We start from the raw sequence: 22,098 nt of genomic DNA, 5'->3' as shown, positions 1-22,098 counted from the left end.
ATGGTCAGAGCAAGCGACGCCCAGTAGCGTCGTTACCTGGATGACGACGACGAGGGGTGAGAATGACGCAATGGGCTGTGGTCACCGGTGCGGGCAACGGGATCGGCTCCGTGATCGTGCGCCTCGCGATCAAGGCGGGCTATCGCGTGGCGGCGTGGGACGTCGACGCGGCGGGTGTTGCGGCGCTCGCGTCCGAGCTCGGTGACGAGTGCGTCAGCTCGGTGGTCGACGTGGCGGACGAGGACTCGGTGCGGGCGGCGATCGACGCGCTGCCCGAGGCGCCGTCGCTGGTGGTGAACAACGCAGGCGTGGTCCGGTTCGGCCCGCTGTTGACGCTGTCGGCCGCCGACTGGCGCTCGGCGGTCGACGTGAACCTGACGGGCACCTTCCTGGTGTCGCGCTGCGCGGCCGGCCGGATGATCGAGGCTGGTGGCGGGGCCATTGTGAACATCTCGTCGATCAACGGGATCGCGGCGTCGCCGAACGCGGGCGCCTACACCGCCTCCAAGGCGGGGGTGATCATGCTGACCCAGCACATGGCGCTGGAGTGGGGCAGCGGCGGCGTGCGGGTCAACGCCGTGGCGCCCGGCCTGATCAACGCGGGGATGTCGGAGGCGATCAACGCCGACCCCGAGGCCCGCAGGTTGCGCCAGGCGCGCGTCCCGCTGGGTCGGCTGGGCACCGCGGAGGACGTGGCGGAGACGGTCCTGTTCCTCGGCTCCGACAAGGCCGCCTACCTCACCGGGCAGACGCTGGCCGTCGACGGCGGGATCACGGTGGGTGCGCTCGACAAGATGCCGCGGCCCGCCGTCGTCGACTCGGTCGGTCTCGACGGTGCGCGCTGATTCTGCGGTGATAGTCGTTGGTATCAGTACGTCGTCTTGCGGACCGATGCTGTCGCTCGCGGCGGGCACGGTGCTCGACCTCGCTCCCGATGCCGTCGTCGCCTGCGCGGCCGAGGCCGGGTACCCGCTGTGCGGGGTGCGCCTCGGTCGGCCACGGGCTGAGGCGGCCGGCGTCGCGGCCGCGCTGCGCGCCACCGGGGTCGGGCTGCTCGACGTGGAGGTGGTGCGGCTGCTCCCCGGGCCGCTCTCCGACGCCCACCGCGAGCTCGCCGGGACCGCGGCGACGCTGGGTGCGCGCTTCCTGCTCACCGTCTCCCAGAACCCCGATGAGGCGGAGACGATCGATCGGGTGGCCGAACTGGCCGCCCTGCTCGCGGGTTCCCGCACTCGGATCGCGCTCGAACCGATGGCCTTCACCGCGCTGCGCACGCGTGCCGACGCCGAGCGGGTGGCGCGCTGCGTGCCGGGCACCACCGTGCTGCTCGACCCGCTCCACCTCTACCGGGCGGGTACCCCTCTCGATGTCGCCGCCGATCCCGCCCTGACCGGGTACGCGCAGCTCACCGACGTCGGGAGCAGCGCACCGCCGTCCGATCTGGCTCACGAGGCGCGCCACGACCGCATGCCGCCCGGCGAGGGCGTGCTGGCGCTGGCGGGCTTCGTGGCGGCACTGCCGCCGGATGTGCCGCTCTCGGTGGAGGTGCAGTCCGATCGCCTCGCCGCGGAGCTCGACCCGCTCGCCCGGGCCCGCCACGTCCGCGCCGCCGCCCAGCGCTGCACTACGGGGGTGGCGGGTTCGTGACGGTCCACGTGCACGGCTGGCCGGGGGCCTCCGGCGGGGCGACGGTCCAGGCGTCGCCCGCGTGCGCCCTGATGCTCGTGACGCACCGGGCGCAGTAGCGTGGTCGCCCGCCCGGCATCCCGGGCACCTCACCCTCGGCCACCGTGGTCACGTCCGGGTTGGCCGCCCAGTGGCGCCCGCCACTGCCGCACGCGTGCCGGAACGTCGTGACCGGGCCGTCCACCGCCACGGTGCCCAGTGACCCGTGGGCGCGCAGCAGCGCGGCGATTTCGGCGGCATCGACCCCGGTGCCGGCGCCGGGGTCGAGGAGGTCGTCGATGCCGACCGAGGTGTCCTCGATCAGCCGGGTGATCACCTCGGTGACCGGCCGCCCGTCCGAGGCCACGTCGAGCAGCTGCACCAGCAGCGCGACGAGCCGGTCGTGCAGCGCGCGCCAGCGGCCGTGCTCCTCGTCGACGAGTGCGAGCACCCGCGGGTCGACGGGCGGGTCGAACGCGCGCAGCAGATCCGGCAGCTGCCGCAGGTGCAGCTCGGCGTCCGGCATCAGCGCAGGTAGGACGCGACGAGCTCGTCCGAGTCGAGGAGGTCCGCGGAGGCGCGCGTGAGCTCGTTGCGCCCGCCGCGCAGGATGTAGGTGCGGTCGGACACCTTCAGCGCCGCGGCCTGCTGCTCGACCACGAGGAACGTCACGCCGGTCTCGCGCAGCTCCCGCACCACCTCGAACAGCTCGCGCACGATCCGTGGCGCGAGCCCGAAGGACAGCTCGTCGATGAGCAGCAGCCGGGGCTTGCTCATCAGGGCCCGGCCGAGCGCGAGCATCTGCTGCTGCCCGCCCGAGAGCGATGACGCGGAGGTCGTCAGACGCCCGGCCAGTTCGGGGAACAGGCCGAGCACCCGGTCGCGGTCGGCCCGCGCCGTGGCGGCGGTGACCTTTCGGGCGGCCAGCCCCAGGTCGAGGTTCTCCCCGACGCTGAGGGTCTGGAAGATCCCGCGGCCCTCCGGGAGCTGGCACAGGCCCAGGCGGGCGCGCCGGTCGGGGGTGAGCCTGCCCAGCTCCGAGCCTGCGAACGTGATCCGTCCCGACCACAGTGGCAGCACCCCCGACAGCAGCCGCATCAGCGACGTCTTGCCGGTGCCGTTGGGCCCGAGCACGGTGACGATCTCGCCCTCGGCGACGGTGAGCGACACCCCGTGCAGGACCTCCAGGCTGCCGTAGCCGGTCTTGGCCTGATCAATCTCCAGCAGCAACGTCGGCTCCCAGGTAGGCCTCGACGACAACGGGGTCGCGCAGGACGTCTTTCGGCGCTCCGGACTGGATGATGCGTCCGAAGTGCAGGACCGCGACCGCCGGGCACAGCCGCGTGATCAGCTCCAGGTCGTGCTCGATGATCATGACGGCGGCGCCGGGGCGGTGCCGCATCCAGGAGTTGAGGCCGGTCACGAGCTTGTCGACGTCCTCGGCGCCGAGACCGGCCGCCGGCTCGTCGAGCAGGAGCAGGGTGGGGTCGTTGAGCAGGGCGCGGGCGACCTCGATGATCTTCTGGCTGCCGATCGGGAACCCGCCGGCTGCACCGTCGGGCATCGCACCGAGGCCGAGGTCGGCGAGCAACTCGTAGGCGCGGTCGCGCTGCGTGCGCTCGTTGCGCCGGGCCATGGGGAGCCCGAACAGCTCCGCGAGGTGGCCGTAGCGGTAGTGACGGGTGCCGCCGACCATGACGTTCTCGACCGCGGAGAGGTTCGGGATGAGGCGTGGGGTCTGGAAGGTGCGCGAGACGCCCCGCCGGGCGACCCGGCTCGGCGCGATCCCGAGCACGCTGCGACCACCGACCCGGACGTCGCCCGCGTCGGGCTGCAGGTAGCCGGAAACCACGTTGAGGCAGGTCGTCTTGCCCGCGCCGTTGGGTCCGATCAGACCGGTGAAGCCCGGTTGCACGGCGAGCGTCACCCCCTCCAGCACGACGTTGCCGCCGAAGGACTTGCTGACGTCCACGAACTCGACGACGGGTGCCACCGGTGTGGCTTCCTGGACGGTCATGGGGTCTCCTCGGCGACGTCGCTACCCGTCGATCCTCGACGCCATGGCAACCGGGCCGCGAACCGGGAGTCCCCGATGGTGCGCGCCAGGGAGGTGAGCCCGCCGGGCAGCAGCGCGATGGCGAGCATGAGCACCAGCCCGTAGGCGATCGCCTGCTGGTCACCGAGGTCCTGGAAGAACTCGGTCAGCACGATCGCGAACCCCGCCCCGACCAGCGGGCCCCACAGCGATCCCGCCCCGCCGACGAAGACCATGACCAGCATCGGGACCAGCAGGTTCATCTGGAACATGGCGGGGAAGATGAACGTCTGCAGCTGCGCGTACAACGTGCCGGCGACGGCGGCGACGAACCCGGAGAGGCCGAACGCGACGAGCCGGTAGCGCAGCGCCGACACCCCGAGCGAGCCGGTGAGCTGGCCCAGGTCCCGCACCGCCTGCAGCGTCCGGCCGAAGCGACCGATGAGCGCCCGGCGCACCAGGAAGAACGTGATCGCGGCGACGGTGAGCACGATGAAGTAGGTCGACGCGCTGTCGTTGATGCCCGGCAACGAGAACACCTCGACGTTCATGCCGCCGCCGCCACCGGTGATCGGCTGGGCGAAGGTCAGCAGCTCGACGATCGCCATGCCCAGTGCCAGCGTGGCGATCGCGAGGAAGAACCCGCGCAGGCGGATCGCCGGGAACCCGATCACGACCGCGAGCAGTGCTGCCGCGAGCCCCGCCAGCGGGATCGTGAGCAGGAACGGGACGCCGCCCGCGGTGGCGACGGCACTGCCGTAGGCACCGACGGCGAAGAGCGCGGCGTGGGCCAGTCCGATCTGCCCGGACCAGCCGACGAGCAGGTTGAACCCGATCGTCGAGACGGCGTAGACGAGGGTGAGGCTCACGACGAACACGATGTAGGTGTTGGCCATGAACGGCACCGCGAACAGCACGACGAGCGCGGCGATGGCGAGGACCGCCTTGCGGGGGCCCGACCCCCGCTTCGCCGTTCGGCCGGCCGCGGCGTTCGCCGCGATCCCCGAGACGACGGCGGCGGGCAGCCCCCGGTCGCCGGGGGTGGCCGTGGCGACAGTGGTCTCGGCGGTGTCAGACATCGCGCAACCTCATCCCCTTCGTGAAGCCGTCGGGGCGCAGTACCAGCACCAGGAACACGACGAGCAGCGCCACAGAGAACTGGGCGGCGGTCGAGATGTAGGTCCCGACCAGCTGCTGGACGATGCCGAGTATCAGACCGCCCGCGAAGGTGCCCAGCAGCGAGGTGAACCCGCCCATCGTCGCGGCGACGAAACCGTAGATGATCAGTGACGCCGGGGTGAGTGTCGACACGAGCGCCGACTGCGCCTGCAGCATCACCGTGACCGCTGCGATGAGGCCGCCGAGGCCCCACGCGATGGCCGAGAGCCGACCGGCGTTGACCCCGACCAGCCGGGCCGTGGCCCGGTTCTCGGCGACGGCGCGCATCTGGGCGCCGACCGGGCTCCGGAAGAACGCGGTGATCGCGATCGCGCCGAGCAGCCCCACCACGATCGACACGATCTGGGAGACCCCGATCCCGACGCCGCCGCCGAGCGCGACCGTCGCACCCGTCCACGGAGCCCGGAAGCTGCGCGGGTCGTGGCCCCAGACCAGCCCGATCAGCGCGTTGAGCGCCAGCGAGAGGCCGATCGTCATGAGCAGCAGCGGGAAGTGCCCGTACCTGGCCAGCCGCCGCATGAGCGCGACGTCGATGAGGACGCCGAGCAGTACCCCGGAGACGAGGGTGGCCGCGACCGCGAGCCAGAACGGCACGCCCGCGACGGCCAGTGACATGCCGACGTACGTCGCGACCAGGCCCATGTCGGCCATGGCGAAGTTCGGCACGTCGGCGGCCTTCATCACCACCACGATGGCCAGCCCGAGCAGGGCGAACCAGCTCCCGGACTCGAGACCGCTGACGAGTGTCTGCAGCATGGTCGCCTACTGGGCAGCCGTGAACGGCTGCTCGACTACCCACTTGCCACCCGTGTACTTCGCGATGCCGGCCTGCTGGGCGCAGGTGTGGCCGCCGGGCAGCGGGCCGCACTGGATGTCGGGGATCATGCCGAGCTTGATCGGGTTGGTGGCGAGGCCCTCGGCGGTGGTGGTGAAGTTGGTGTAGGACAGGTCCTTGCCCATGCGCTTGACCAGCTCGGCGAAGGCCATGACGTAGCTGTAGGTCTGCAGGGAGAACCCGCTCGTGCCCTGGTCGCCCTGGTAGCTCTTGGCCAGGGTGCGCCAGTGCTCGACCGCCGGGTTGTCGGTGGAGACCGTGTCGGCCTGCATGCCGCCGAGGAAGCCCTCCGCCGCGGCGCCCGCCGGGCCGACGGCGCTGGGCCCGCCGGTTCCGGCGCCGCCCTGGTCGGCGAACACGGGCCCGGTCATCCCGCCGGCTCGCAGCTGCTTGAGGATCAGTGCCGCCGACGTGTTGTCCTCGGCGATCAGCACGGCCTCCGGCTTGGCCGCGAGCACGTTGTTCACCGCCGAGCTGACCTCGGTGTTGCCCGACTGGGTCGTCTCGTTGGCGACGATCTTCATCTCGGGGTGCTTGGGCATCTGCGCGGCGAGCGCCTGCTTCGCCGAGACGCCGAGGTCGTTGTCCTGCTGGATCACGGCCAGGCGCTGCACGCCCTTCTTGGCGAAGTAGTCGATCGCGACCTGGTCCTGGCTCGCCCGCGTCGCGGAGAGCAGGTACACCTCGGACTGGTTCGGGTCGGCCGGGGAGATCGGGCCCCAGACCGGGGTGTGGTTCTGCGCGATGAACTGCCAGGTTCCCGGCAGGCCCTGCGAGCCCGCGGGCGCGACGAGGGCGTAGACCTTCTCCTGCGAGACCAGGCGCCGGACGTTGGTGACCACCCGGTCGGCGGTGTAGCCGTCGTCGAGGATCACGAGGTTGACCTTGCGGCCGTTGATGCCGCCGCTGCCGTTGAGCTCGTCGACCGCGATCTTCATCCCGGCCTGCAGGCCCTGCCCGGCGACCGCGGCGGTGCCGGTGATCGGCAGCGTCGCGCCGATGGTGATCTGGTCGTTCGTGACCCCGGGGGGTGCCTGCGCCGGGCCGCCGGAGGAGCCGGAGCTCGAGACGTTTCCGCATGCTGTGGCGAGCAGGGCCGTGACGGCCGCTGCTGCGAGCAGGAGTGGCTTGCGAGCCATCCGGGTCCTCCGCATCGAGTGGGTGCGGGACGTATGACGTCCGCAACGTGGCCGAAATCTATGGGCAACGAATTACGTCGTCAAGGCTCTAACGACGATCGGAGTCCAGCTGATCCGATCGCCGAGGCGTCGAGGCTCGCCACACCGGGCCGGCCGATGAGGGCGAGCGTGCGGTCGATCTCGTCACGGAGGATCTCCAGGGTCCGTTCGACCCCCGCGGTACCACCGGCGGCGAGGCCGTACACCCAGGGGCGTCCGACCAGGCAGGCCCGGGCCCCCAGCGCGAGTGCCTTGACCACGTCGCTGCCGCGGCGCACGCCCCCGTCGAGCAGCACGTCGACCTCGGCCGCCACCTCGGCGACCACTTCGGACAGGACGTCGAGCGCGGCCGGCACCGAGTCGGCCTGGCGCCCGCCGTGGTTGGACACCGCGACCGCACGGCAGCCGACGTCGACGGCGCGCCGGGCGTCCTCGCCGGTCATGACGCCCTTGAGCATCACCGGCCCATCGAAGCGCCGGACCATCCGTTCCAGGTCGTGCCAGGTGTGCGCGGGGTTGAGCAGCCCGGTGGTGTGCGCGGCGAGCCCGCTCGTGCCGCGCGCGTCCGGCATCAGGCCGGTGAAGTTGGCGTACGTCGGCTTCGGGTGGGTCAGCAGGCCAACCAGCCATGCCGGGTGTCGCAGCAGGTCCCAGCCCGTGCGCAGGCTGACCGCCGGTGGGACGGTGAGGCCGTTGCGCAGGTCCTTCTCCCGGGCGCCGACCACCGGGACGTCGACGGTCACGACCATCGCCTCGTAGCCGCTGTCGCGGGCCCTGTCGATCAGGGCGTCCACCATGGCGCGATCGCCCCACGGGTAGAGCTGGAACCACTGCGGCGAGGGCACCGAGGTGGCGACGTCCTCCAGCGACACGCTCGATCCGGAGCTCGTGACCGACACTGTCCCGAACCGGTGCGCCGCGGCCGCCGCGGCGAGCTCGCCCTCGTGGCCGACCATGCGCATCAGCCCCGTCGGCCCGAGCACGACCGGTATCGCGAGCCGGCGGCCCAGCACGGTGACCTCCTGCGGGCGCTCGCTCACATCGACCAGCACCCGGGGCCGCAGCGTCCACCGGCGGAACGCCTGCTCGTTGTCCCGCAGCGTCTGCTCGTCCTCGGCGCCACCGTCGACGAAGTCGAACACCATCCGCGGCAACCGCCTGCGCGCCGCCGCGCGCAGGTCGGCCACGCTGATCGCGGTGCGTCGCCTCACGCGCGCCTCCCCGGCGTCGTCCTGCACACCACGGCGTCGGACGGCGCCGCGGTTCCGAACGACCGGCGGGTCAGTCCTCGCGCAGCACGGCGAACAGGTCGGGGTCGCTGCGCAGCAGCCGCCGGTAGTTCGCGGTCCACATCTGCTCGCGGAAGGCGTTCTTCAGGTAGGCCCCGCGGTAGCTCTCCGCGATCGTGCGCGGCAGCGGCTTGCCGCCCACGGTCATGGCCGCGAGCTGGTACCCGGCGCACAGCTCCATGATCAGCGCCTCCATCGTGACGCGCTCGAGCGTGTCGCCGACGTGCAGCGAGCCGTGGTGGCCCATCAACAGCGCCTTGCGCCCGCCGAGCGCGGCCACCATGAGCTCGCCCTCCTCCGACGGCACGAGGTCGGGGTCGTCCACCCACGGGACGACCTCGTCGAGCAGCAGTGCGGCGTAGTCGTAGTAGACGCCGAAGGGCGTGTCGGTGGTGCTGAGCACCGCCATGTTCTTCGCGTGCGTGTGGATGACGCAGTTGACGTCGGGCCGGGCGCGGTAGATCGAGGCGTGGAAGTTGATGCCCGGCGACGGCGGGATCGGGGCCGGCTCCAGCACGCTCAGGTCGAAGCCGACCTTGCTCACGTGCTCGGGCATCGTCTCGTCGAAGTACTGGAACGGCGTGACGAGGAACGCCTCCTCGCCGGGCACCCGCAGGCTGACGTGACCGCCCACCTGGCTGTCGAGGCCCTCGCGGTGCAGGATCCGCCGCGCCGCCGCGATCTGGAAGCGGGGATCGCTCTCGGTGACGACGGGGTGCGGCGTCGAGGAATGGCTCTCCGTGAGACTCATCGGGTCCTCCGGTCCGGTCGCCGCGTCAGTGCGGCGTGTCGCCTGGCCGCCGAGGCTAGCCCGATTCGCGAGAGCGGCGCTAGTGTCCTAGTGACGCTTTTCCGAGTGGTGAGGAGGCCCGAATGGCGGGACGGATCGGCGTGCTCGGTGCCGGCGGCATGGGCACGGCCTTCGCCGCACATCTCGCCCGGGCCGGGCACGACGTCGTCCTGATCGGCCGCGGGAGTGCCCACGTCCGGGCGCTGGCCACCGGCCCGCTGTGGGTGAAACCGCCCACCGGGCCGCCGTGGTCGGTTGCGGTCCCGGTCGCCGCGCACGCCGATGATGTCGCGCCCGGCAGTCTCGACGTGCTGCTCCTGCTCACCAAGGCCTACGACCTGGCCGGGGCGGCCCGCAGTGCGGCGCACGTGCTGGCACCCGGCGGGGTGGCGATCCCGCTGCAGAACGGGCTCGGCACCGACGTGCCGGTCGCGCACGTGTTCGGCGGTGGCGCCGCGCTCGTCGGGACCACCACCGTCGGAGCGGCGCTCGCGGAGCCCGGGCGGATCACCGTCTCCGTGTCGACGGCGGCGGGCGACTCGCTGACCAGCATCGGGCCGATGGGGCACGCCACCGCGGAGGCGGGGCGCGGGACCGCGGTCGCGGCTGCGCTGACGGCAGCGGGCCTGCCGACCGCGTCGACCCCGGCGGTGGCCGAGCTGATCTGGGGCAAGCTCGCGTTGGCGGCGATGAGCCCGCTCAGCTCGGTGCTGCGGGTGACCGTCGCGACGGTCTGGAGCAGCGCCGCGGGTCGGGCTCTGGTGCAGCGCATGTTCGACGAGGTCGTCGCCGTGGCCGCGGCGGAGGGCGTGGCGCTCGACCGGGACGCGGCATGGGCGCACGCCACGCGCACCTTCGCCGGCACGGGCGAGCACTACACGTCCATGTGCACCGACGTGCGGAGGGGCCGGCCCACGGAGCTGTCGAGCATGGGCGGCGCGGTGCGCGCCCTCGGCGAGCGCCACGGGGTGCCGGTACCGGCGCATGCGGCGGTCGTCGACCTGCTCGGCCTCGCCGGCGTGCGCTGAACAGGGGAGGGGAAGCCGTGCGTGCTGCTGTCACCACCGGGCCGGGCCGGATCGCGGTCGAGGCGGTCCCGGACCCCGACCCGGGCCCGGATGACGCCGTCGTCGCGGTCGGCGCCGTCGGGCTGTGCGGCACCGACCTGCACATGTTCCTGGGGGAGCGCCACGACACGGGGTTCCCGCTGCGCCAGGGGCACGAGGTCGGTGGCACCCTCGCCGTGCTGCCGGCAGGCTACTCCGGACCGCTGCAGGTCGGGCAGGTCGTGACGGTCGACCCGGCGATCCCGTGCGGCGGCTGCCGGCCGTGCCTGCGCGGGAGCTGGCCCGCCTGCCGGGCCTTCCGCGCGCTCGGCGTGGCGCTGGCCGGTGGGCTGGCCGACCGGGTCGTCGTGCCGGTCGGGCAGTTGCACGACGCGGCCGGGCTGACGGTGTCGGAGGCAGCGCTGGTCGAGCCGTTCTCGATCGCCGCGATGGCGCTGGCCAGGGCCGAGCTGGTGGGCGGGGAGCGGCTGCTCGTGACCGGTGGCGGCCCGATCGGGCTGGCCGTCACGGTCTCGGCGGTGGCCGCGGGGCACCGCGTCATGGTCTCCGATCCGCTGCCCGCCCGGCGCGCGCTCGCGGGCGAGCTGGGCGCCGAGCGCGTCGTCGACCCCGCCGCGACCGCGTCGGCCGTCGCCGAGTGGACCGGCGGTGCCGGTGCCGATGTGGCCGTCGAGGCGTCGGGCACGCGGTCGGGGCTGGCCGCGTCGGTCGACGGGGTGGGGGCCGGGGGCCGCCTCGTGATCGTCGGGGTGGCCGCGCACGACCTGGTGGTGCCGGTGCCGCGGATCCTCTTCGACGGGGTGACCGTCGTCGGGGCGCGGGCCGGGCTGTTCCCGCCCGCGCTGGCGACGGTCGCGGCGAACCGGCAGGCCGTCGCGCGGTTCGCGAGCGCGACGTACGCCCTCGCCGACGTCGGGGCGGCGTTCGCGCACGCGATCGAGCGGCCCGCGGAGGTCGTGAAGGTCCTGGTGGCTCCGTGACCCGTGTGCCAGACTGCGCTGAGACCTACTAGTCGTCAGTGATCTGACGTCGGGTGGGTGGACGACGATGTTCGAGGAGGTACCGTGGGCGGCGGCACGCTGATCACCGGAGGCAAGGTCGTCGACGGGACGGGCGCTGCGGCGCGTCCCGGTGAGGCGGTGCTCCTGCGCGACGGACGCATCGCCGCGCTCGGCGCTGCCGCGCTCGCGCAGGCCGGTCCCGACGACGCTCGTATCGACGCGACCGGGCGCACGGTGATGCCCGGGCTGATCGACGCGCACACCCACCTGACGTTCGGCGAGCCGACCGGCAACGACGAGCTGTTCCACCACCGCACCGAGGCCTACAGCTCGATGCTGTCGGCCTACAACGCGCGCAAGGTGCTGCGGGCCGGTGTCACCAGCGTGCTCGACGCCGACTGCCTCTGGAACATCGGCGTGGAGCTGCGCGACGCGATCGAGGCGGGGATCGTCGAGGGGCCGCGGATGCGGGCCGGTGGCCAGGCGCTGATGACGATGCTGGGCGGCACGGCCGGGCGGATGATCGCCGATGAGGGCACCACGGCCTACGCCACGGTGGTCAAGGGCCGCGACATGATGGTCAACGAGATCCGCCGGCAGATCAAGTACGGCGTCGACTGGATCAAGATCATGGTGACGGGCCTGATCCCGTCGATGAAGGGCCCCGAGGTCAAGGTCTGGAACTTCGACGAGCTGCGCATCGTCTGCGACACAGCCCACGAGCTCAACACCAAGGTCGTCGCGCACTGCCGCAACTCCGAGAGCACCCGCGACGCCGCCCGCGCCGGGGTCGACCTGATCTACCACGCGTCCTACCTGGATGACGAGGCGCTCGAGGCGCTGGTCGAGTCCGGGGCGTCGCTGTGCCCGACGTTCACGCTGCTGGGCAACCTCGCCGACTACGGCGCGAAGGTCGGCAGCGCGCCCGAGCTGCTCGAGGTGTTCCGCGCCGAGATCGAGGTCACCGCGAAGCAGATGGCCAAGGCCCACGCCGCGGGCGTCCGGTTCCTCACCGGCTCGGAGACGGGCTTCGCGGTCACCCCGGTCGGCGAGTGGCACGCCCGGGAGCTGGAGATGTTCGTCCAGTACATGGGCATGACTCCGATGGAGGCGATCGTCGCGGCCACCCGCAACGGGGCCTTCGCCATGCGGATGGAGGGCGAGGTCGGCACGCTGGAGGCCGGCAAGGTCGCCGATGTACTCGTGGTCGACGGCGACCCGCTCGCCGACGTGCGCGTGCTGCAGCGCAAGGACGCGATCGCCGAGGTGTTCAAGGCGGGCAGGCGGATCGACCTCGTCACCCCGATACCGGAGCACAGGCAACGGACGTCGGACCAGGTGCGGTTCCTGGCGGCGTGCCCGCTGACCCGCTCGCTGGCGTTCACCGAGGAGCAGCTGGAGCGCCTGTCCCATGTCTGAACCGACCGCCGGTGCGCCGCGAGTGATCGACGTCCACGCCCACGCCGTGCTGGCGATGGCCGAGGGAGCGGCCGGGGCGGCCGGGCCCGAGCTGGGCACCGGGCCCGATGGCACCCCCTTCTACCGCGTCGGCGAGTACGTCCTGCACGGCGTGAAGTACGCCGGCAGCCCGTTCATGGACGTGGACGTGCGCCTCGCCGCGATGGACGCGACGGGCGTCGACCTGCAGGTGCTCTCGCCCAACCCGATCACCTACTTCAACGGCCTCCCGGCCGCCGCGGCAGCGGAGTACGCCCGTGCGCACAACGACGCACTGGCCGAGCTCGCCGGGAAGCACCCCGGCCGGCTCCTCGCCACGGCGCAGCTGCCGGTGCAGGACATCGCGGCGGCGGTCGCCGAGGCCCGGCGCGCCGTGGCGCAGCTCGGGATGGTCGGTGTCTACATCGACACCGACCCGGCCGGTCGCACCCTCGACGACCCCGAGCTCGACCCCCTCTACGAGGCGCTCGTCGATCTCGACGTGCCGCTGTTCGTGCACCCGTCGCCGCTGGGCTCCGCGGGCCCGGCCGACGACGTGCGGCTGCGCCGGTTCGACATGGACCTGCTGTTCGGGTTCGCCTACGACGAGACCCTCGCCGTCGCGGCGCTGGTGTTCGGCGGGGTCATGGAGCGCCACCCGGGCCTGGACGTGTGCGTCTCGCACGGCGGGGGAGCGGCGGCGTTCGTCTCCGGCCGGTTCGCGCGCGCCGTCGAGAAGCGGCCGTGGGCGGGAAAGGCCCTGCGCGAGAACGGGTTCGACCACTACTACCGGCGGATCTGGTTCGACACCCACGTGCACGACGAGCTGTCGCTCGACCTGCTGGTGGCCCACGCCGGCACCGAGCGTCTCGTGTTCGGCACGAACTTCGCCGGCTGGGACTCGGGCGCGGGCGAGGCGCCCGGTGGCGAGCTGGGGCAGGCGCTGGCCGGGAACGCGGCCCGGCTCCTGCGGCTCTGATCGGTGGCCAGGCGGTTCGGCGTCGGCCTCTACACCGGGCAGGGATCCGATGCCCGCGGTGCCGACTACCGCGACGCGGTCGCGCTGGCGGTCGCCGCCGAGGAGGCGGGCTTCGACTCGTTCTGGGTGACCGAGCACCACGGCCTGCCCGACGGGTACCTGCCGTCGCCGCTGACGCTGCTGGCCGCACTGGCTCCGGCCACCGAGACGATCCTGCTGGGCACCGGGTTGCTGCTGGCTCCGCTGCACCACCCGCTGCGGATCGCCGAGGACGCCGCCGTCGTCGATCGGCTCAGCGGCGGGCGGCTCGTGCTGGGCCTCGGCCTGGGCTACGCCGAGCACGAGTACGCGGCGTTCGGGGTCGACCCGGCCACCCGGGGCGTCCGGCTCACCGCGCTGGTCGAGGCGTTGCGCGCGGCCTGGACGGGGGAGCCGTTCAGCAGCCGGCGGCTCGGGCTGCACGACGTCCGGGTGACGCCGACCCCGGTCCGGCCGATCCCGATCTGGCTCGGCGGGTACGCCGCGGCGGCGGTCGAGCGCGCGGGACGGACCGCCGACGGGCACCTCGTCGGCCGCGGCGATCCGCACATCGTCGCGGCGGCATCGGCGCAGCTCGCTGCGGTGCGCGACCCGCTCGACCCCTCGTTCACCCGCGGGGTGAACCTCGCCTGCGTGCTCGACGGGCCCGGCGGCGGTGCGGCGTCGGCCCGGGCCGCGTTCGCCAGCCAGCAACGGGGCTACGAGGCCATGCAGGCGGGGCGGGGGGTCTACGCCGGGCTCGTCGGGGACCCCGCGGGCACGTCGGGTCTCGCGCTCGGGGAGATCGACGGTTACCTCCAGGTCGCCGGGGACGTCGAGCAGGTGGTGGCCGGGGTGCGCTCGGTGCTCGACGCGCTGAGCGGGTGGGCCGACGTGCACGTGGTGCTGCGGCTGCTGTTCCCCGAGGCCGACCTCGATGTCCAGCGCCGCCGGCTCGCGACCTTCGGGGAGCACGTGCTGCCCCGCCTACGCTCGTCAGGACAGGAGTGACCATGCGTCTCGAGGACCGGGCCGCCGTCGCCGATGTGCTCGCGCTGTACTGCGAGCGCGTCGACGAGTACGACATCGAGGCCGTCGCCGCGCTGTTCACCCCCGACTGCGTCACCGACTACGGACCCGGCCGGGGCGGGCTCGTCACGGGCCGGGATGCGGTGCGTGATCGGATCGCTGCCGGTCAGGCGCAGTTCCGGCGCACGCACCACCAGCTCGGGCAGAGCCGGGTCGTCTTCGACCCGGCCGATCCCGATCGGGCGAGCGCGACAACCTACGTCACGGCGACGCACGAGGAGTGGCACGGGCGCGGGTGGCGAGCGCACCTGCGCTACCTCGACGTGCTGACCCGCACGGGGGCCGGCTGGCTGCTGGCCGAGCGGCGCGTGCACGCCGCGGTGATCGAGAACCGGCCCGAGATCAGCTGGGAGTGGGTGCCGCGCCGGCGCCCTGGCGGACAGCCGCCTGCCGGGTGAGGTCAACGGTGGTCGGCGACGACCGCGTCCGCGCCCCAGGGTGTGACGGGTGCGCTGCGGTCGAGGAAGCGGTCGGGCAGGTCGTCGACGAGGTCCCACGTGGCCGACAGCCGCCCGAACCCGACGAAGACGGCCAGCTGCACACCCAGCTCGACGATCTCCGGCTCGGTGAAGTGCGCGCGCAGGGCGTCGAACACGGCGTCGTCGACCGCGAGATGATCGGTTGCCACGAGATCGGCGTACCGCAGTGCCGCGCGCTCGGCCGGGGTCAGGTCGGCGGCCTCGGCGGGCCGCTCAAGGGAGCACACGAGCGCCTCGGTGACACCGTCGTCGGCGCCGCTCTTCGTCCGCAGCGCCATGCAGCTGCGGCACTGGTTGTGGAACGCGACCCGCAGCCGGACCAGCTCGACCAACCGTGGCGGCAGCGCCGTGGCGGCGGCCAGCCGGCTGCGGAATGCCAGGAACGCCGCCGTGATGTCCGGGCGCTGGGCGAGGACCCGGAGCAGCCCCAGTCCCTGCGGGTCCCCGAGCGCCGGTCCCAGCGTGGTGCGGAGCTCGGGTGCGAACTCGGCGGGGGCGAGTGCGTGCAGGCGGGCCATCGGGTGCTCCTGTTCGGTGTAACGGGGGCGTTCCGGAAAGGGTGGCCGATCGTGGCAGCGTCGGAAGGTCGTCGTGATAGTGACGACGCTAGCCCGGTGACCTCGATCGTGACAGTAGCGAAGTGATTGCAGGCCGCAAGCATCATCCGCGATCGCGCACTCGGCTTCCTCTTGCGTCTGGCATCGACCGACGTTAGCGTCCTAACGCCGATCATGGTGATGGGTCGAGGAGGCGTCATGCGGGTACTCGTCACGGGAGCGGCGTCGGGCATCGGTGCCGGTACCGCCGCTCTGCTGGCCGAACAGGGTTGCGACGTCGTGGGCGCCGACCTGTTGCCCGGCGTCGGGCAGGTGCAGCTCGACGTGGCCGAACAGGACTCCTGGGACGCGGTGCTCGACGCGGCCGGGCCGCTCGACGCCATGGTCAACTGCGCTGGCTTCCGCAGCCGCGCGCCGCTGGTCGACCTCGAGGTCGAGGAGTTCGACCGGATGCTGGCTGTGCATGTCCGTGGCACGTTCCTGGGGATCCGGGGCTGCGCGCGTCGCTGGATCCGGGACGGGAGACCGGGCGCGGTGGTGGCCATCAGCTCGGTCACCGGTACCCACGCCGTCGCCGGGCAGGTGCACTACGTGGCGGCCAAGGCGGGCATCGCGGGGCTGGTCCGGGCCGCGGCGGTCGAGCTCGCCACGGCGCAGATCCGGGTGAACGCGATCGCTCCCGGCGTGATCGCCACGCCGATGACCGCCGACAAGCTCGGCGACCCCGCGCAGCGCCGATGGCTGCTGGACCGCGTACCGACGGGCGCACACGGCGAGGTCGCCGACATCGCGGCCGCCGCGGCCTACCTGATCTCAGCGGCGGCGGCCTACGTCACGGGCGTCGTCCTGCCCGTCGACGGCGGATGGACCGCCTGCTGATCGACGGCATCGACGCGCCGCTGTTGCTGCCGGGTGGACCGGATCGAGGTGTCCGGCGTCCGGTACGGCTACGGGAGTGGGCCGGATGTCGTGCACCGGGGTGGACCTCACGGTGCAGCCAGGAGCGCGGCTCGCTGTGGTCGGGCCGTCCGGGTGCGGGCAAGACGACGCTGAGTCGGCTGCCGGCCGGTGTGGACACGCCGCGACCGGGTCGGTGACGGTGGGGCGCCGGGCCCGCGAATCAGCCGCGACGGTCTACTAGGTTGTTTCGCTGCAGTCCGGACTCGCGGCAGTGATGGCGTGGACAACGGACGGGGATCGAGGACGGGTGTCGTCGCGAAGGGCGGCGAGCTCCCGCCAGGCGCTGATCAACAGCAGTGCCGTGGCAGGACCGTCACTGGGATGGAACGACGGGGCGCTTCGCCACACCTGGAGGTAGGCCCGTGCAGTGGCCTGCTCGGCGACATCGGTTTCCTTCCCCAGTGCACCCCGCATGAGCCCGAAGACCATTGCAGCGGTCAGATCGTAAAACGCGGCGAAGGCGTCCACGTCACCGTGACCGGCGGCCGCCAACAGATCATCGATCGCGGCTCCTGGCGAGTGCTGACCCTGCAGCTCGTCCACGGGCGCACGCCCACCGTCGGATTGCCTGTCTTCACGTAGGCCGCGTTCACGAAGTCCTGATCGCGACCTTCGCGCCCAGATCATCCCTTTGCCAACACGACCTAGCGCCATCAGTGCTCGATGTCGCATCATCGAGGCCGCGCCGGGTCGGCCCGTGCAGGCTGCCCCTGCTCGCTCGCTGGTTCGTGGATCAGCGTGCCGGAACCATTCCGATCCCTTTCCGTCCTGAATTCGACCGCCCGGGCCAGCTCCAGTGCAGCGGTCTGCTCGACGGGGTCGGGGCGCAGCAGCGAGCCGGGAACCGGCGCGCCACCCACGCCCAACTGGTTCATCCGCTTCGGTACCGCGGCACCCTGATACGTCAGCGGGATCGCGTGCCCGTGGGAGTCGACGCCGGCCAGTGGCTGGTGGACCTCGATGAACTCGCCGTGCGCGAGCCGCTTGATGATGCCGGTCTCGATGCCGTGCTCGAGTACCGCGCGGTCACCGCGTTGGAGCCCGATGCAGAACCGGTAGGTGACGTCGTAGGCGATCGGCGGGACGATCAGGACCCCGATCCGACCGGCCCAGGTGGTGGCGTTCAGCGACACGTCGAAGAAGTACGCGATCCAGTCGTTGAAGCTGCTCATCGACAGCACGGTGTAGAACGCGATGCCCATGACACCGAGCGAGGTGCGCACCGGGACGTCGCGGGGGCGCTGCAACAGATTGTGGATTGCATTGTCGCCGGTGAACCTGCGTTCGATCCATGGGTAGGCACCCAACAGGACGTAGAGCACGGGGAGGAACGCCGGGGCCGCCCAGAATGCCGGCGCGAGATTGTAGTGCCCGATATGGATGTCCCACGGCGGGAAGATCCGCAGCATGCCGTCGGTGAACATGACATACCAATCCGGCTGCGAACCGGCCGAGATGTGGGCCGGGTCGTACGGCCCGAAGTTCCAGATCGGGTTGATCTGGAACAGCCCCGCAAGGATTCCCGTGACACCGACGGTGACGGCCATGAAGGCGCCGCCCTTGGCTGCGAACGTGGGGAGGATCCGGACGCCGACGACGTTGCCCTCGGTGCGGCCGGGGCCGGGGAAGTGGGTGTGCTTCTGGTACCAGACCAGCCCGACGTGCACGGTGATCAGGGCGAGCAGGATGCCCGGGATGAGCAGCACGTGGGCGATGTAGACGCGGGGGATGATCTCGGTGCCGGGGAACTCGCCGCCGAAGATCGCCCAGTGGGTCCAGGTGCCGATGACGGGCACCGACAGGATGAAGCCCGACGCGATGCGCAGGCCGGTGCCGGAGAGCAGGTCGTCAGGCAGCGAGTAGCCGGTGAAGCCGGCGAAGAAGCCGAGGAACAGCAGCAGTACGCCGATGATCCAGTTGGCTTCGCGTGGCTTGCGGAACGCGCCGGTGAAGAACGTGCGGATCATGTGGGCGACCATCGCGGCCATGAACAGCAGCGCGGCCCAGTGGTGCAGCTGGCGGACGAACAGGCCGCCGCGGACGTCGAAGGAGAGGTGCAGTGTCGATTCGTAGGCCTTCGACATGCCGATGCCGCGCAGGTTGGTGAACACGCCGTTGTAGGTGACCTCCTCCATGGAGGGGTCGAAGAACAGGGCGAGGAAGGTGCCCGAGAGCAGCAGCACGATGAAGCTGTACAGCGCGATCTCACCGAGCATGAACGACCAGTGCGTCGGGAAGACCTTGTTGAACTGCCTCCGCAGGCCGACCGCGGGGTGATACCGCTGGTCGAGCTCATCCAACGCGGCAGCTGCGCGATGCCCACGCGAGCTGCTCGGGGTGGTCAGTGCGCTCATCGTCGCCGTCCTTGTTCGCTCATGTGCACGCGCTGGTGTTCTTCGCGGCTGGGGTCAGGCTGGATCCGGTGCGTCCCACACGTTGGCTGGCATGACCGCCGATGCCGATGCCGGGTACGTCGCGGACACGTGAGCCGTGCCGGCGCTGATCCGACTCTCCGGCCGTCGTGGCGGAAGCACGCGGTCGCCCGGTTGACGGTCACGGGCGACCGCGGTGGCCCCATCCCGCAGCCAGGCCGGGCGCCGACAGCGGGCAGCCTGCGGATGCCAGCCACGACCGGCCCCGGCAGCGCGAGCCGCAGGCACCGTCGGGAAACTGCGCACCACTCACCAGCCCCGGTGATCTGCAGCGGCCGCAGGACCGCCCGATGATCGGCCACCACCGCCAGCCACACATCCGCAGCCCTCGCTCGGGCGGACGCAAGGCCCAGAACGTCGAGACCCTGGGTGCCCAGGAACCCCACCGCACGCAGATCCACCACAACGGTGCGGCAACTCGGATGCGCCAGGGCCCCGTCCCAACACGCCAGCAGTTCGCCCGCGGTGGCCAGGTCGACCTCACCGACCGCGACGACGCACGTCTCGCCCAGCGGCCCGGTCAGCGTCGACAGCACCAGCCAGTTGCTGCACCCGATGCTGCCATCCGTCCGGACGGGCTCACGGACTTCGGTCGGGGGACTGCTCGTCGAGGCCACAGCCACCACCTCCTCCGCACGCAGCGGACTTGTGTGCGGTGCCGCCACGGGGTCCGGAGCGGGATGCCTGGCGCGCAGCGTCGAAGACCGCACAGATGCGCGTCGAGACGGAGAACTGCTGCCACCACCACACAACACGGCACGCACCACCACGACGACCAAACCGTTTCACAACCGTCGCAGATGCGCCACCGGGCGCGGGGCTGCGGACGCGAGTCAACCCGTTCGCCGAGCACCGCCACCCCGCCCGACACCCCAGCTACACCCCGGCACCGGCCCATGGCCGGCTCGTCGGGTGACGGACGCACGATGGCGCCCGCGCGATGGTCCCCGAGTGGTGCTCACCCGCAATACGAGGATGATGACCCGCATGATGCGGCTCACCGGCCTCGGCCTCAGCACGCAGGCTGACCGGCACGCGGCCGCAACCAGCAGCGCACGCAACCCTCAGCCGGCTGCGCCGACCCACGCCGTCGGCGACCAGTGACCACCGCCGACGCACGCCGCGCCCGCGCCGCCGCCGACATCGACCCCGAGGTCGACGAGGACACCGGAGGGGACGACATGGCCAGCGCCACTCCGCTCTACAGCCCTGCCTCGGTGGCGCGGCGGCTCGGCGTGACAGCGGCGACCCTCCGGACGTGGCACCACCGATATGACCTGGGGCCCACCGGCCGCACAGCGGGTGGTCACCGCCGCTACAGCCCGGCCGACCTCCAACGGCTCGACACGATGCGCGACCTGACCACCAGCGGGATCGGGGTCGCCGAGGCCGCACGGCTGTCGCACCAGACACCCCTGTCACCGGCCCGGCCATCGCCGGCCCAGAGCCAGATCCTCGACGTGGAGTCGCTCATCGCGGCCGCCGACGATCTCGACCAGGCAACCACCGGCCGGATCGTCAGCGACGCACTCCTCATGCACGGCGTCCTCACGGCCTGGGCGGACCTGATCACCCCTGCCCTGCGACATGCCGGCGAACGATTCGCCCGCTCCGCAGACGGCGTCCAGGCTGAGCACGTCCTGTCCGAGTCGATCCGCTCCGCGCTCAGCGACGTCGTCCGGCGCGAACGCCGCTGGCACTCGGTGCCACCGACCCTGATCGCCGCACCCGACGGGGAACAGCACGTTCTCCCGCTGCACGCGTTGTCGGCGGCACTGGCCGAGCTGAACCGACCCAGCGTGCTGCTGGGTGCCTCGGTCCCCTCCACCGCCCTCCTCGCTGCTGCCGCGCGCGTCGGGCCCACGGTGATCTTCCTGTGGTCACATGCCCCGGCCACGGCCCGACGGATCGACCTCACCGACATCCCCGTGTCCCCGAACCTGGCCCTACCGGCGCTCGTGCTGGGCGGCCCGGGATGGCCCCGCCCACTGCCTCGGTGGGCGGCAGCCCTGGTCGAGGACCTCCCCGCAGCCCTGCGGATCTGCATCGATGGGCCATCCACGCCCTGAGTCCGACGGCGCGCCCGGCGGTGCCGAACATGTCGGTGTGAGGCGTAGCGTGCGCCAGCAGTACAGGGGAACGAAACGGCCGCACCTGCGTGTGCGGGCGTCGTTGCGCTGCTCCGGACCCGCGGCACGTCCTACCCCTGCAGGCTCTCGCCGCAGCGCTCGCCGAGGTGCACCAACCCAGCGTGCTGCTCGGCGCCTCCGTGCCACCCCAGGCCCTCCTCGACGCCGCCGGCCGGCTCGAACCCACAGTGATCTTCCTATGGGCCCACTCCCGCCACACCGCCCGACAAGACGAACTCGCCACACTCCGCCGCCACCCCAGCCTCGAACACACGACACTGGTGCTGGGCGGCCCGGGCTGGCCGCAACGAACCGGCGGTCAGTTGCTCGACCTCGCCGCCGCAGTCCTCGCCTGCACCAGTCCCATCCTGTCGCAACGCCACGGATCTCCGGCGCAATCACATCTCGCGTCCCAGTACGACAGTTCCAGATCGTGATCATGTGTTGGGCCGGGCATCGTAGTGGCTGGTTCGGGCTCGGCGTTGGTGCCGGCATCGCCAGTTCGTCCAGCTCGGGAACCTTGGCAATGGTGTCGAGGGTGCGCCGTGCGGGGTCGATGACCAGCCGGTTGAACAAGTGCGCGGTCTCGTTGCAGGTCAACGCGATCAGCCCGATCGGGACACCACCGGTGTCCGGGCCCGTCGGCCTCGACGAGCCTGGCCAAGGCCACTCGTATCGAGGGGCCGGCTGTGGGGTGGTGCTGTCCGGTGGGGTGCCTGGTGAGACGACCGGGCGGCCTCGGCGACCCCGATCCCACTGGTGGTCAGGTCGCGCATCATGTCGAGCCGCTCGAGATCTGCCTCGCTGAAGCGGCGGTGACCGCCCGCCGTGCGGCCGGTGGGCCCCAATTCGCAGCGGTGGTGCCACGTCCGCAGGGTCGCCGCAGTCACGCCGAGCCGCGCCGCCACCGAAGCCGGGCTGTAGTGCGGCATGGCGCTGCTCCCGTCGCCGCCTCCTGGCACCACCGCGCGGCGCGGTC

Annotated in this window: 25 protein-coding genes; 12 read left to right on the top strand and 13 right to left on the bottom strand. The window is 72.0% G+C overall.

What is annotated here, in order from left to right; genetic code table 11:
- Nucleotides 1-62: 62 nt before the first annotated feature.
- Nucleotides 63-845, top strand: coding sequence for an SDR family NAD(P)-dependent oxidoreductase (locus ACFPFQ_RS16300; protein WP_379619540.1), 783 nt, complete (start codon nucleotides 63-65; stop codon nucleotides 843-845).
- A 46-nt stretch (nucleotides 846-891) separates the two neighbouring features.
- Complete coding sequence (locus ACFPFQ_RS16295) at nucleotides 892-1,647, top strand: sugar phosphate isomerase/epimerase family protein (RefSeq protein WP_379619538.1); 756 nt, start codon at nucleotides 892-894, stop codon at nucleotides 1,645-1,647.
- Here ACFPFQ_RS16295 and ACFPFQ_RS16290 read toward each other — a convergent pair.
- From ACFPFQ_RS16290 to ACFPFQ_RS16255, 8 genes are all read right to left on the bottom strand, one after another.
- Complete coding sequence (locus ACFPFQ_RS16290; protein ID WP_379619536.1) at nucleotides 1,625-2,191, bottom strand: hypothetical protein; 567 nt, start codon at nucleotides 2,189-2,191, stop codon at nucleotides 1,625-1,627. The genes ACFPFQ_RS16295 and ACFPFQ_RS16290 overlap by 23 nt on opposite strands.
- Nucleotides 2,191-2,895: an ABC transporter ATP-binding protein gene (locus ACFPFQ_RS16285; protein WP_379619534.1), complete on the bottom strand. Its 705-nt coding sequence runs from the start codon at nucleotides 2,893-2,895 to the stop codon at nucleotides 2,191-2,193. Before ACFPFQ_RS16285 ends, ACFPFQ_RS16290 begins: the two co-directional genes overlap by 1 nt.
- A complete protein-coding gene (locus ACFPFQ_RS16280) occupies nucleotides 2,879-3,682 on the bottom strand; it encodes an ABC transporter ATP-binding protein (RefSeq protein WP_379619532.1) in 804 nt (267 codons plus the stop codon). The genes ACFPFQ_RS16285 and ACFPFQ_RS16280 overlap by 17 nt, the downstream gene beginning before the upstream one ends.
- Nucleotides 3,679-4,779 (bottom strand): branched-chain amino acid ABC transporter permease, encoded by a 1,101-nt coding sequence (locus ACFPFQ_RS16275; RefSeq protein ID WP_379619530.1) that lies wholly within the window; start codon nucleotides 4,777-4,779, stop codon nucleotides 3,679-3,681. Before ACFPFQ_RS16275 ends, ACFPFQ_RS16280 begins: the two co-directional genes overlap by 4 nt.
- Nucleotides 4,772-5,635 carry a branched-chain amino acid ABC transporter permease gene (locus ACFPFQ_RS16270; protein WP_379619528.1) on the bottom strand — a complete coding sequence of 288 codons (864 nt, stop codon included), beginning with the start codon at nucleotides 5,633-5,635 and terminating at the stop codon, nucleotides 4,772-4,774. Before ACFPFQ_RS16270 ends, ACFPFQ_RS16275 begins: the two co-directional genes overlap by 8 nt.
- A 6-nt stretch (nucleotides 5,636-5,641) precedes the next feature.
- Nucleotides 5,642-6,853: an ABC transporter substrate-binding protein gene (locus ACFPFQ_RS16265; protein ID WP_379619526.1), complete on the bottom strand. Its 1,212-nt coding sequence runs from the start codon at nucleotides 6,851-6,853 to the stop codon at nucleotides 5,642-5,644.
- Between the two features lie 80 nt (nucleotides 6,854-6,933).
- Nucleotides 6,934-8,103 carry an alpha-hydroxy acid oxidase gene (locus ACFPFQ_RS16260; protein ID WP_379619524.1) on the bottom strand — a complete coding sequence of 390 codons (1,170 nt, stop codon included), beginning with the start codon at nucleotides 8,101-8,103 and terminating at the stop codon, nucleotides 6,934-6,936.
- Between the two features lie 70 nt (nucleotides 8,104-8,173).
- Nucleotides 8,174-8,932, bottom strand: coding sequence for a class II aldolase/adducin family protein (locus ACFPFQ_RS16255; RefSeq protein ID WP_379619522.1), 759 nt, complete (start codon nucleotides 8,930-8,932; stop codon nucleotides 8,174-8,176).
- A 122-nt stretch (nucleotides 8,933-9,054) separates the two neighbouring features.
- Here ACFPFQ_RS16255 and ACFPFQ_RS16250 point away from each other — a divergent pair, with 122 nt between their 5' ends.
- The 6 genes from ACFPFQ_RS16250 (at nucleotide 9,055) to ACFPFQ_RS16225 (ending at nucleotide 14,960) form a co-directional block, all read left to right on the top strand.
- Entirely contained in the window at nucleotides 9,055-9,999 is a 945-nt protein-coding gene (locus tag ACFPFQ_RS16250) for a ketopantoate reductase family protein (protein WP_379619520.1), read from the top strand.
- Nucleotides 10,000-10,016: 17 nt separating this feature from the next.
- Complete coding sequence (locus ACFPFQ_RS16245) at nucleotides 10,017-11,018, top strand: zinc-dependent alcohol dehydrogenase (RefSeq protein ID WP_379619518.1); 1,002 nt, start codon at nucleotides 10,017-10,019, stop codon at nucleotides 11,016-11,018.
- Between the two features lie 84 nt (nucleotides 11,019-11,102).
- Nucleotides 11,103-12,458: a metal-dependent hydrolase family protein gene (locus tag ACFPFQ_RS16240; RefSeq protein WP_379619517.1), complete on the top strand. Its 1,356-nt coding sequence runs from the start codon at nucleotides 11,103-11,105 to the stop codon at nucleotides 12,456-12,458.
- A complete protein-coding gene (locus ACFPFQ_RS16235; RefSeq protein ID WP_379619515.1) occupies nucleotides 12,451-13,455 on the top strand; it encodes an amidohydrolase family protein in 1,005 nt (334 codons plus the stop codon). The genes ACFPFQ_RS16240 and ACFPFQ_RS16235 overlap by 8 nt, the downstream gene beginning before the upstream one ends.
- Before the next feature lie 3 nt (nucleotides 13,456-13,458).
- The gene (locus ACFPFQ_RS16230) at nucleotides 13,459-14,484 is read left to right on the top strand and encodes an LLM class flavin-dependent oxidoreductase (RefSeq protein WP_379619513.1); all 1,026 of its coding nucleotides are present in this window, start codon (nucleotides 13,459-13,461) and stop codon (nucleotides 14,482-14,484) included.
- Nucleotides 14,485-14,486: 2 nt separating this feature from the next.
- Nucleotides 14,487-14,960: a nuclear transport factor 2 family protein gene (locus tag ACFPFQ_RS16225; protein ID WP_379619511.1), complete on the top strand. Its 474-nt coding sequence runs from the start codon at nucleotides 14,487-14,489 to the stop codon at nucleotides 14,958-14,960.
- A gap of 2 nt (nucleotides 14,961-14,962) precedes the next feature.
- On the opposite strand, the gene ACFPFQ_RS16220 is transcribed toward ACFPFQ_RS16225, so the two are convergent.
- On the bottom strand, nucleotides 14,963-15,559 hold the full coding sequence (locus ACFPFQ_RS16220) for a carboxymuconolactone decarboxylase family protein (protein WP_379619509.1): 597 nt from the start codon (nucleotides 15,557-15,559) through the stop codon (nucleotides 14,963-14,965).
- A 237-nt stretch (nucleotides 15,560-15,796) separates the two neighbouring features.
- Between ACFPFQ_RS16220 and ACFPFQ_RS16215 the strand changes: the two genes are divergently transcribed.
- Entirely contained in the window at nucleotides 15,797-16,477 is a 681-nt protein-coding gene (locus tag ACFPFQ_RS16215) for an SDR family NAD(P)-dependent oxidoreductase (RefSeq protein WP_379619507.1), read from the top strand.
- A 258-nt stretch (nucleotides 16,478-16,735) separates the two neighbouring features.
- Here the strand turns inward: ACFPFQ_RS16215 and ACFPFQ_RS16210 are convergent, their stop codons facing one another.
- From ACFPFQ_RS16210 to ACFPFQ_RS16200, 3 genes are all read right to left on the bottom strand, one after another.
- Nucleotides 16,736-17,101, bottom strand: coding sequence for a hypothetical protein (locus ACFPFQ_RS16210; RefSeq protein WP_379619505.1), 366 nt, complete (start codon nucleotides 17,099-17,101; stop codon nucleotides 16,736-16,738).
- 128 nt (nucleotides 17,102-17,229) lie between these two features.
- Complete coding sequence (locus ACFPFQ_RS16205) at nucleotides 17,230-18,912, bottom strand: cytochrome b (protein ID WP_379619503.1); 1,683 nt, start codon at nucleotides 18,910-18,912, stop codon at nucleotides 17,230-17,232.
- Nucleotides 18,909-19,526, bottom strand: a complete 618-nt coding sequence (locus ACFPFQ_RS16200; RefSeq protein WP_379619756.1) for an STAS domain-containing protein — start codon at nucleotides 19,524-19,526, stop codon at nucleotides 18,909-18,911. The genes ACFPFQ_RS16205 and ACFPFQ_RS16200 overlap by 4 nt, the downstream gene beginning before the upstream one ends.
- Nucleotides 19,527-19,941: 415 nt before the next feature.
- Between ACFPFQ_RS16200 and ACFPFQ_RS16195 the strand changes: the two genes are divergently transcribed.
- The 3 genes from ACFPFQ_RS16195 to ACFPFQ_RS16185 all read left to right on the top strand — a co-directional run bounded on the left by ACFPFQ_RS16195 (nucleotide 19,942) and on the right by ACFPFQ_RS16185 (nucleotide 21,556).
- Nucleotides 19,942-20,094, top strand: a complete 153-nt coding sequence (locus ACFPFQ_RS16195) for a hypothetical protein (protein ID WP_379619501.1) — start codon at nucleotides 19,942-19,944, stop codon at nucleotides 20,092-20,094.
- Nucleotides 20,091-21,059 (top strand): MerR family transcriptional regulator, encoded by a 969-nt coding sequence (locus ACFPFQ_RS16190; protein ID WP_379619499.1) that lies wholly within the window; start codon nucleotides 20,091-20,093, stop codon nucleotides 21,057-21,059. The genes ACFPFQ_RS16195 and ACFPFQ_RS16190 overlap by 4 nt, the downstream gene beginning before the upstream one ends.
- Before the next feature lie 182 nt (nucleotides 21,060-21,241).
- Nucleotides 21,242-21,556, top strand: coding sequence for a hypothetical protein (locus ACFPFQ_RS16185; protein WP_379619497.1), 315 nt, complete (start codon nucleotides 21,242-21,244; stop codon nucleotides 21,554-21,556).
- A 168-nt stretch (nucleotides 21,557-21,724) separates the two neighbouring features.
- Here ACFPFQ_RS16185 and ACFPFQ_RS16180 read toward each other — a convergent pair whose 3' ends face one another.
- A complete protein-coding gene (locus tag ACFPFQ_RS16180) occupies nucleotides 21,725-22,051 on the bottom strand; it encodes a MerR family transcriptional regulator (RefSeq protein ID WP_379619495.1) in 327 nt (108 codons plus the stop codon).
- Between the last annotated feature and the right edge of the window lie 47 nt (nucleotides 22,052-22,098).

It is taken from the genome of Pseudonocardia sp. GCM10023141 (assembly GCF_042653605.1).
This window is presented reverse-complemented; position numbering and strand designations above follow the sequence as displayed.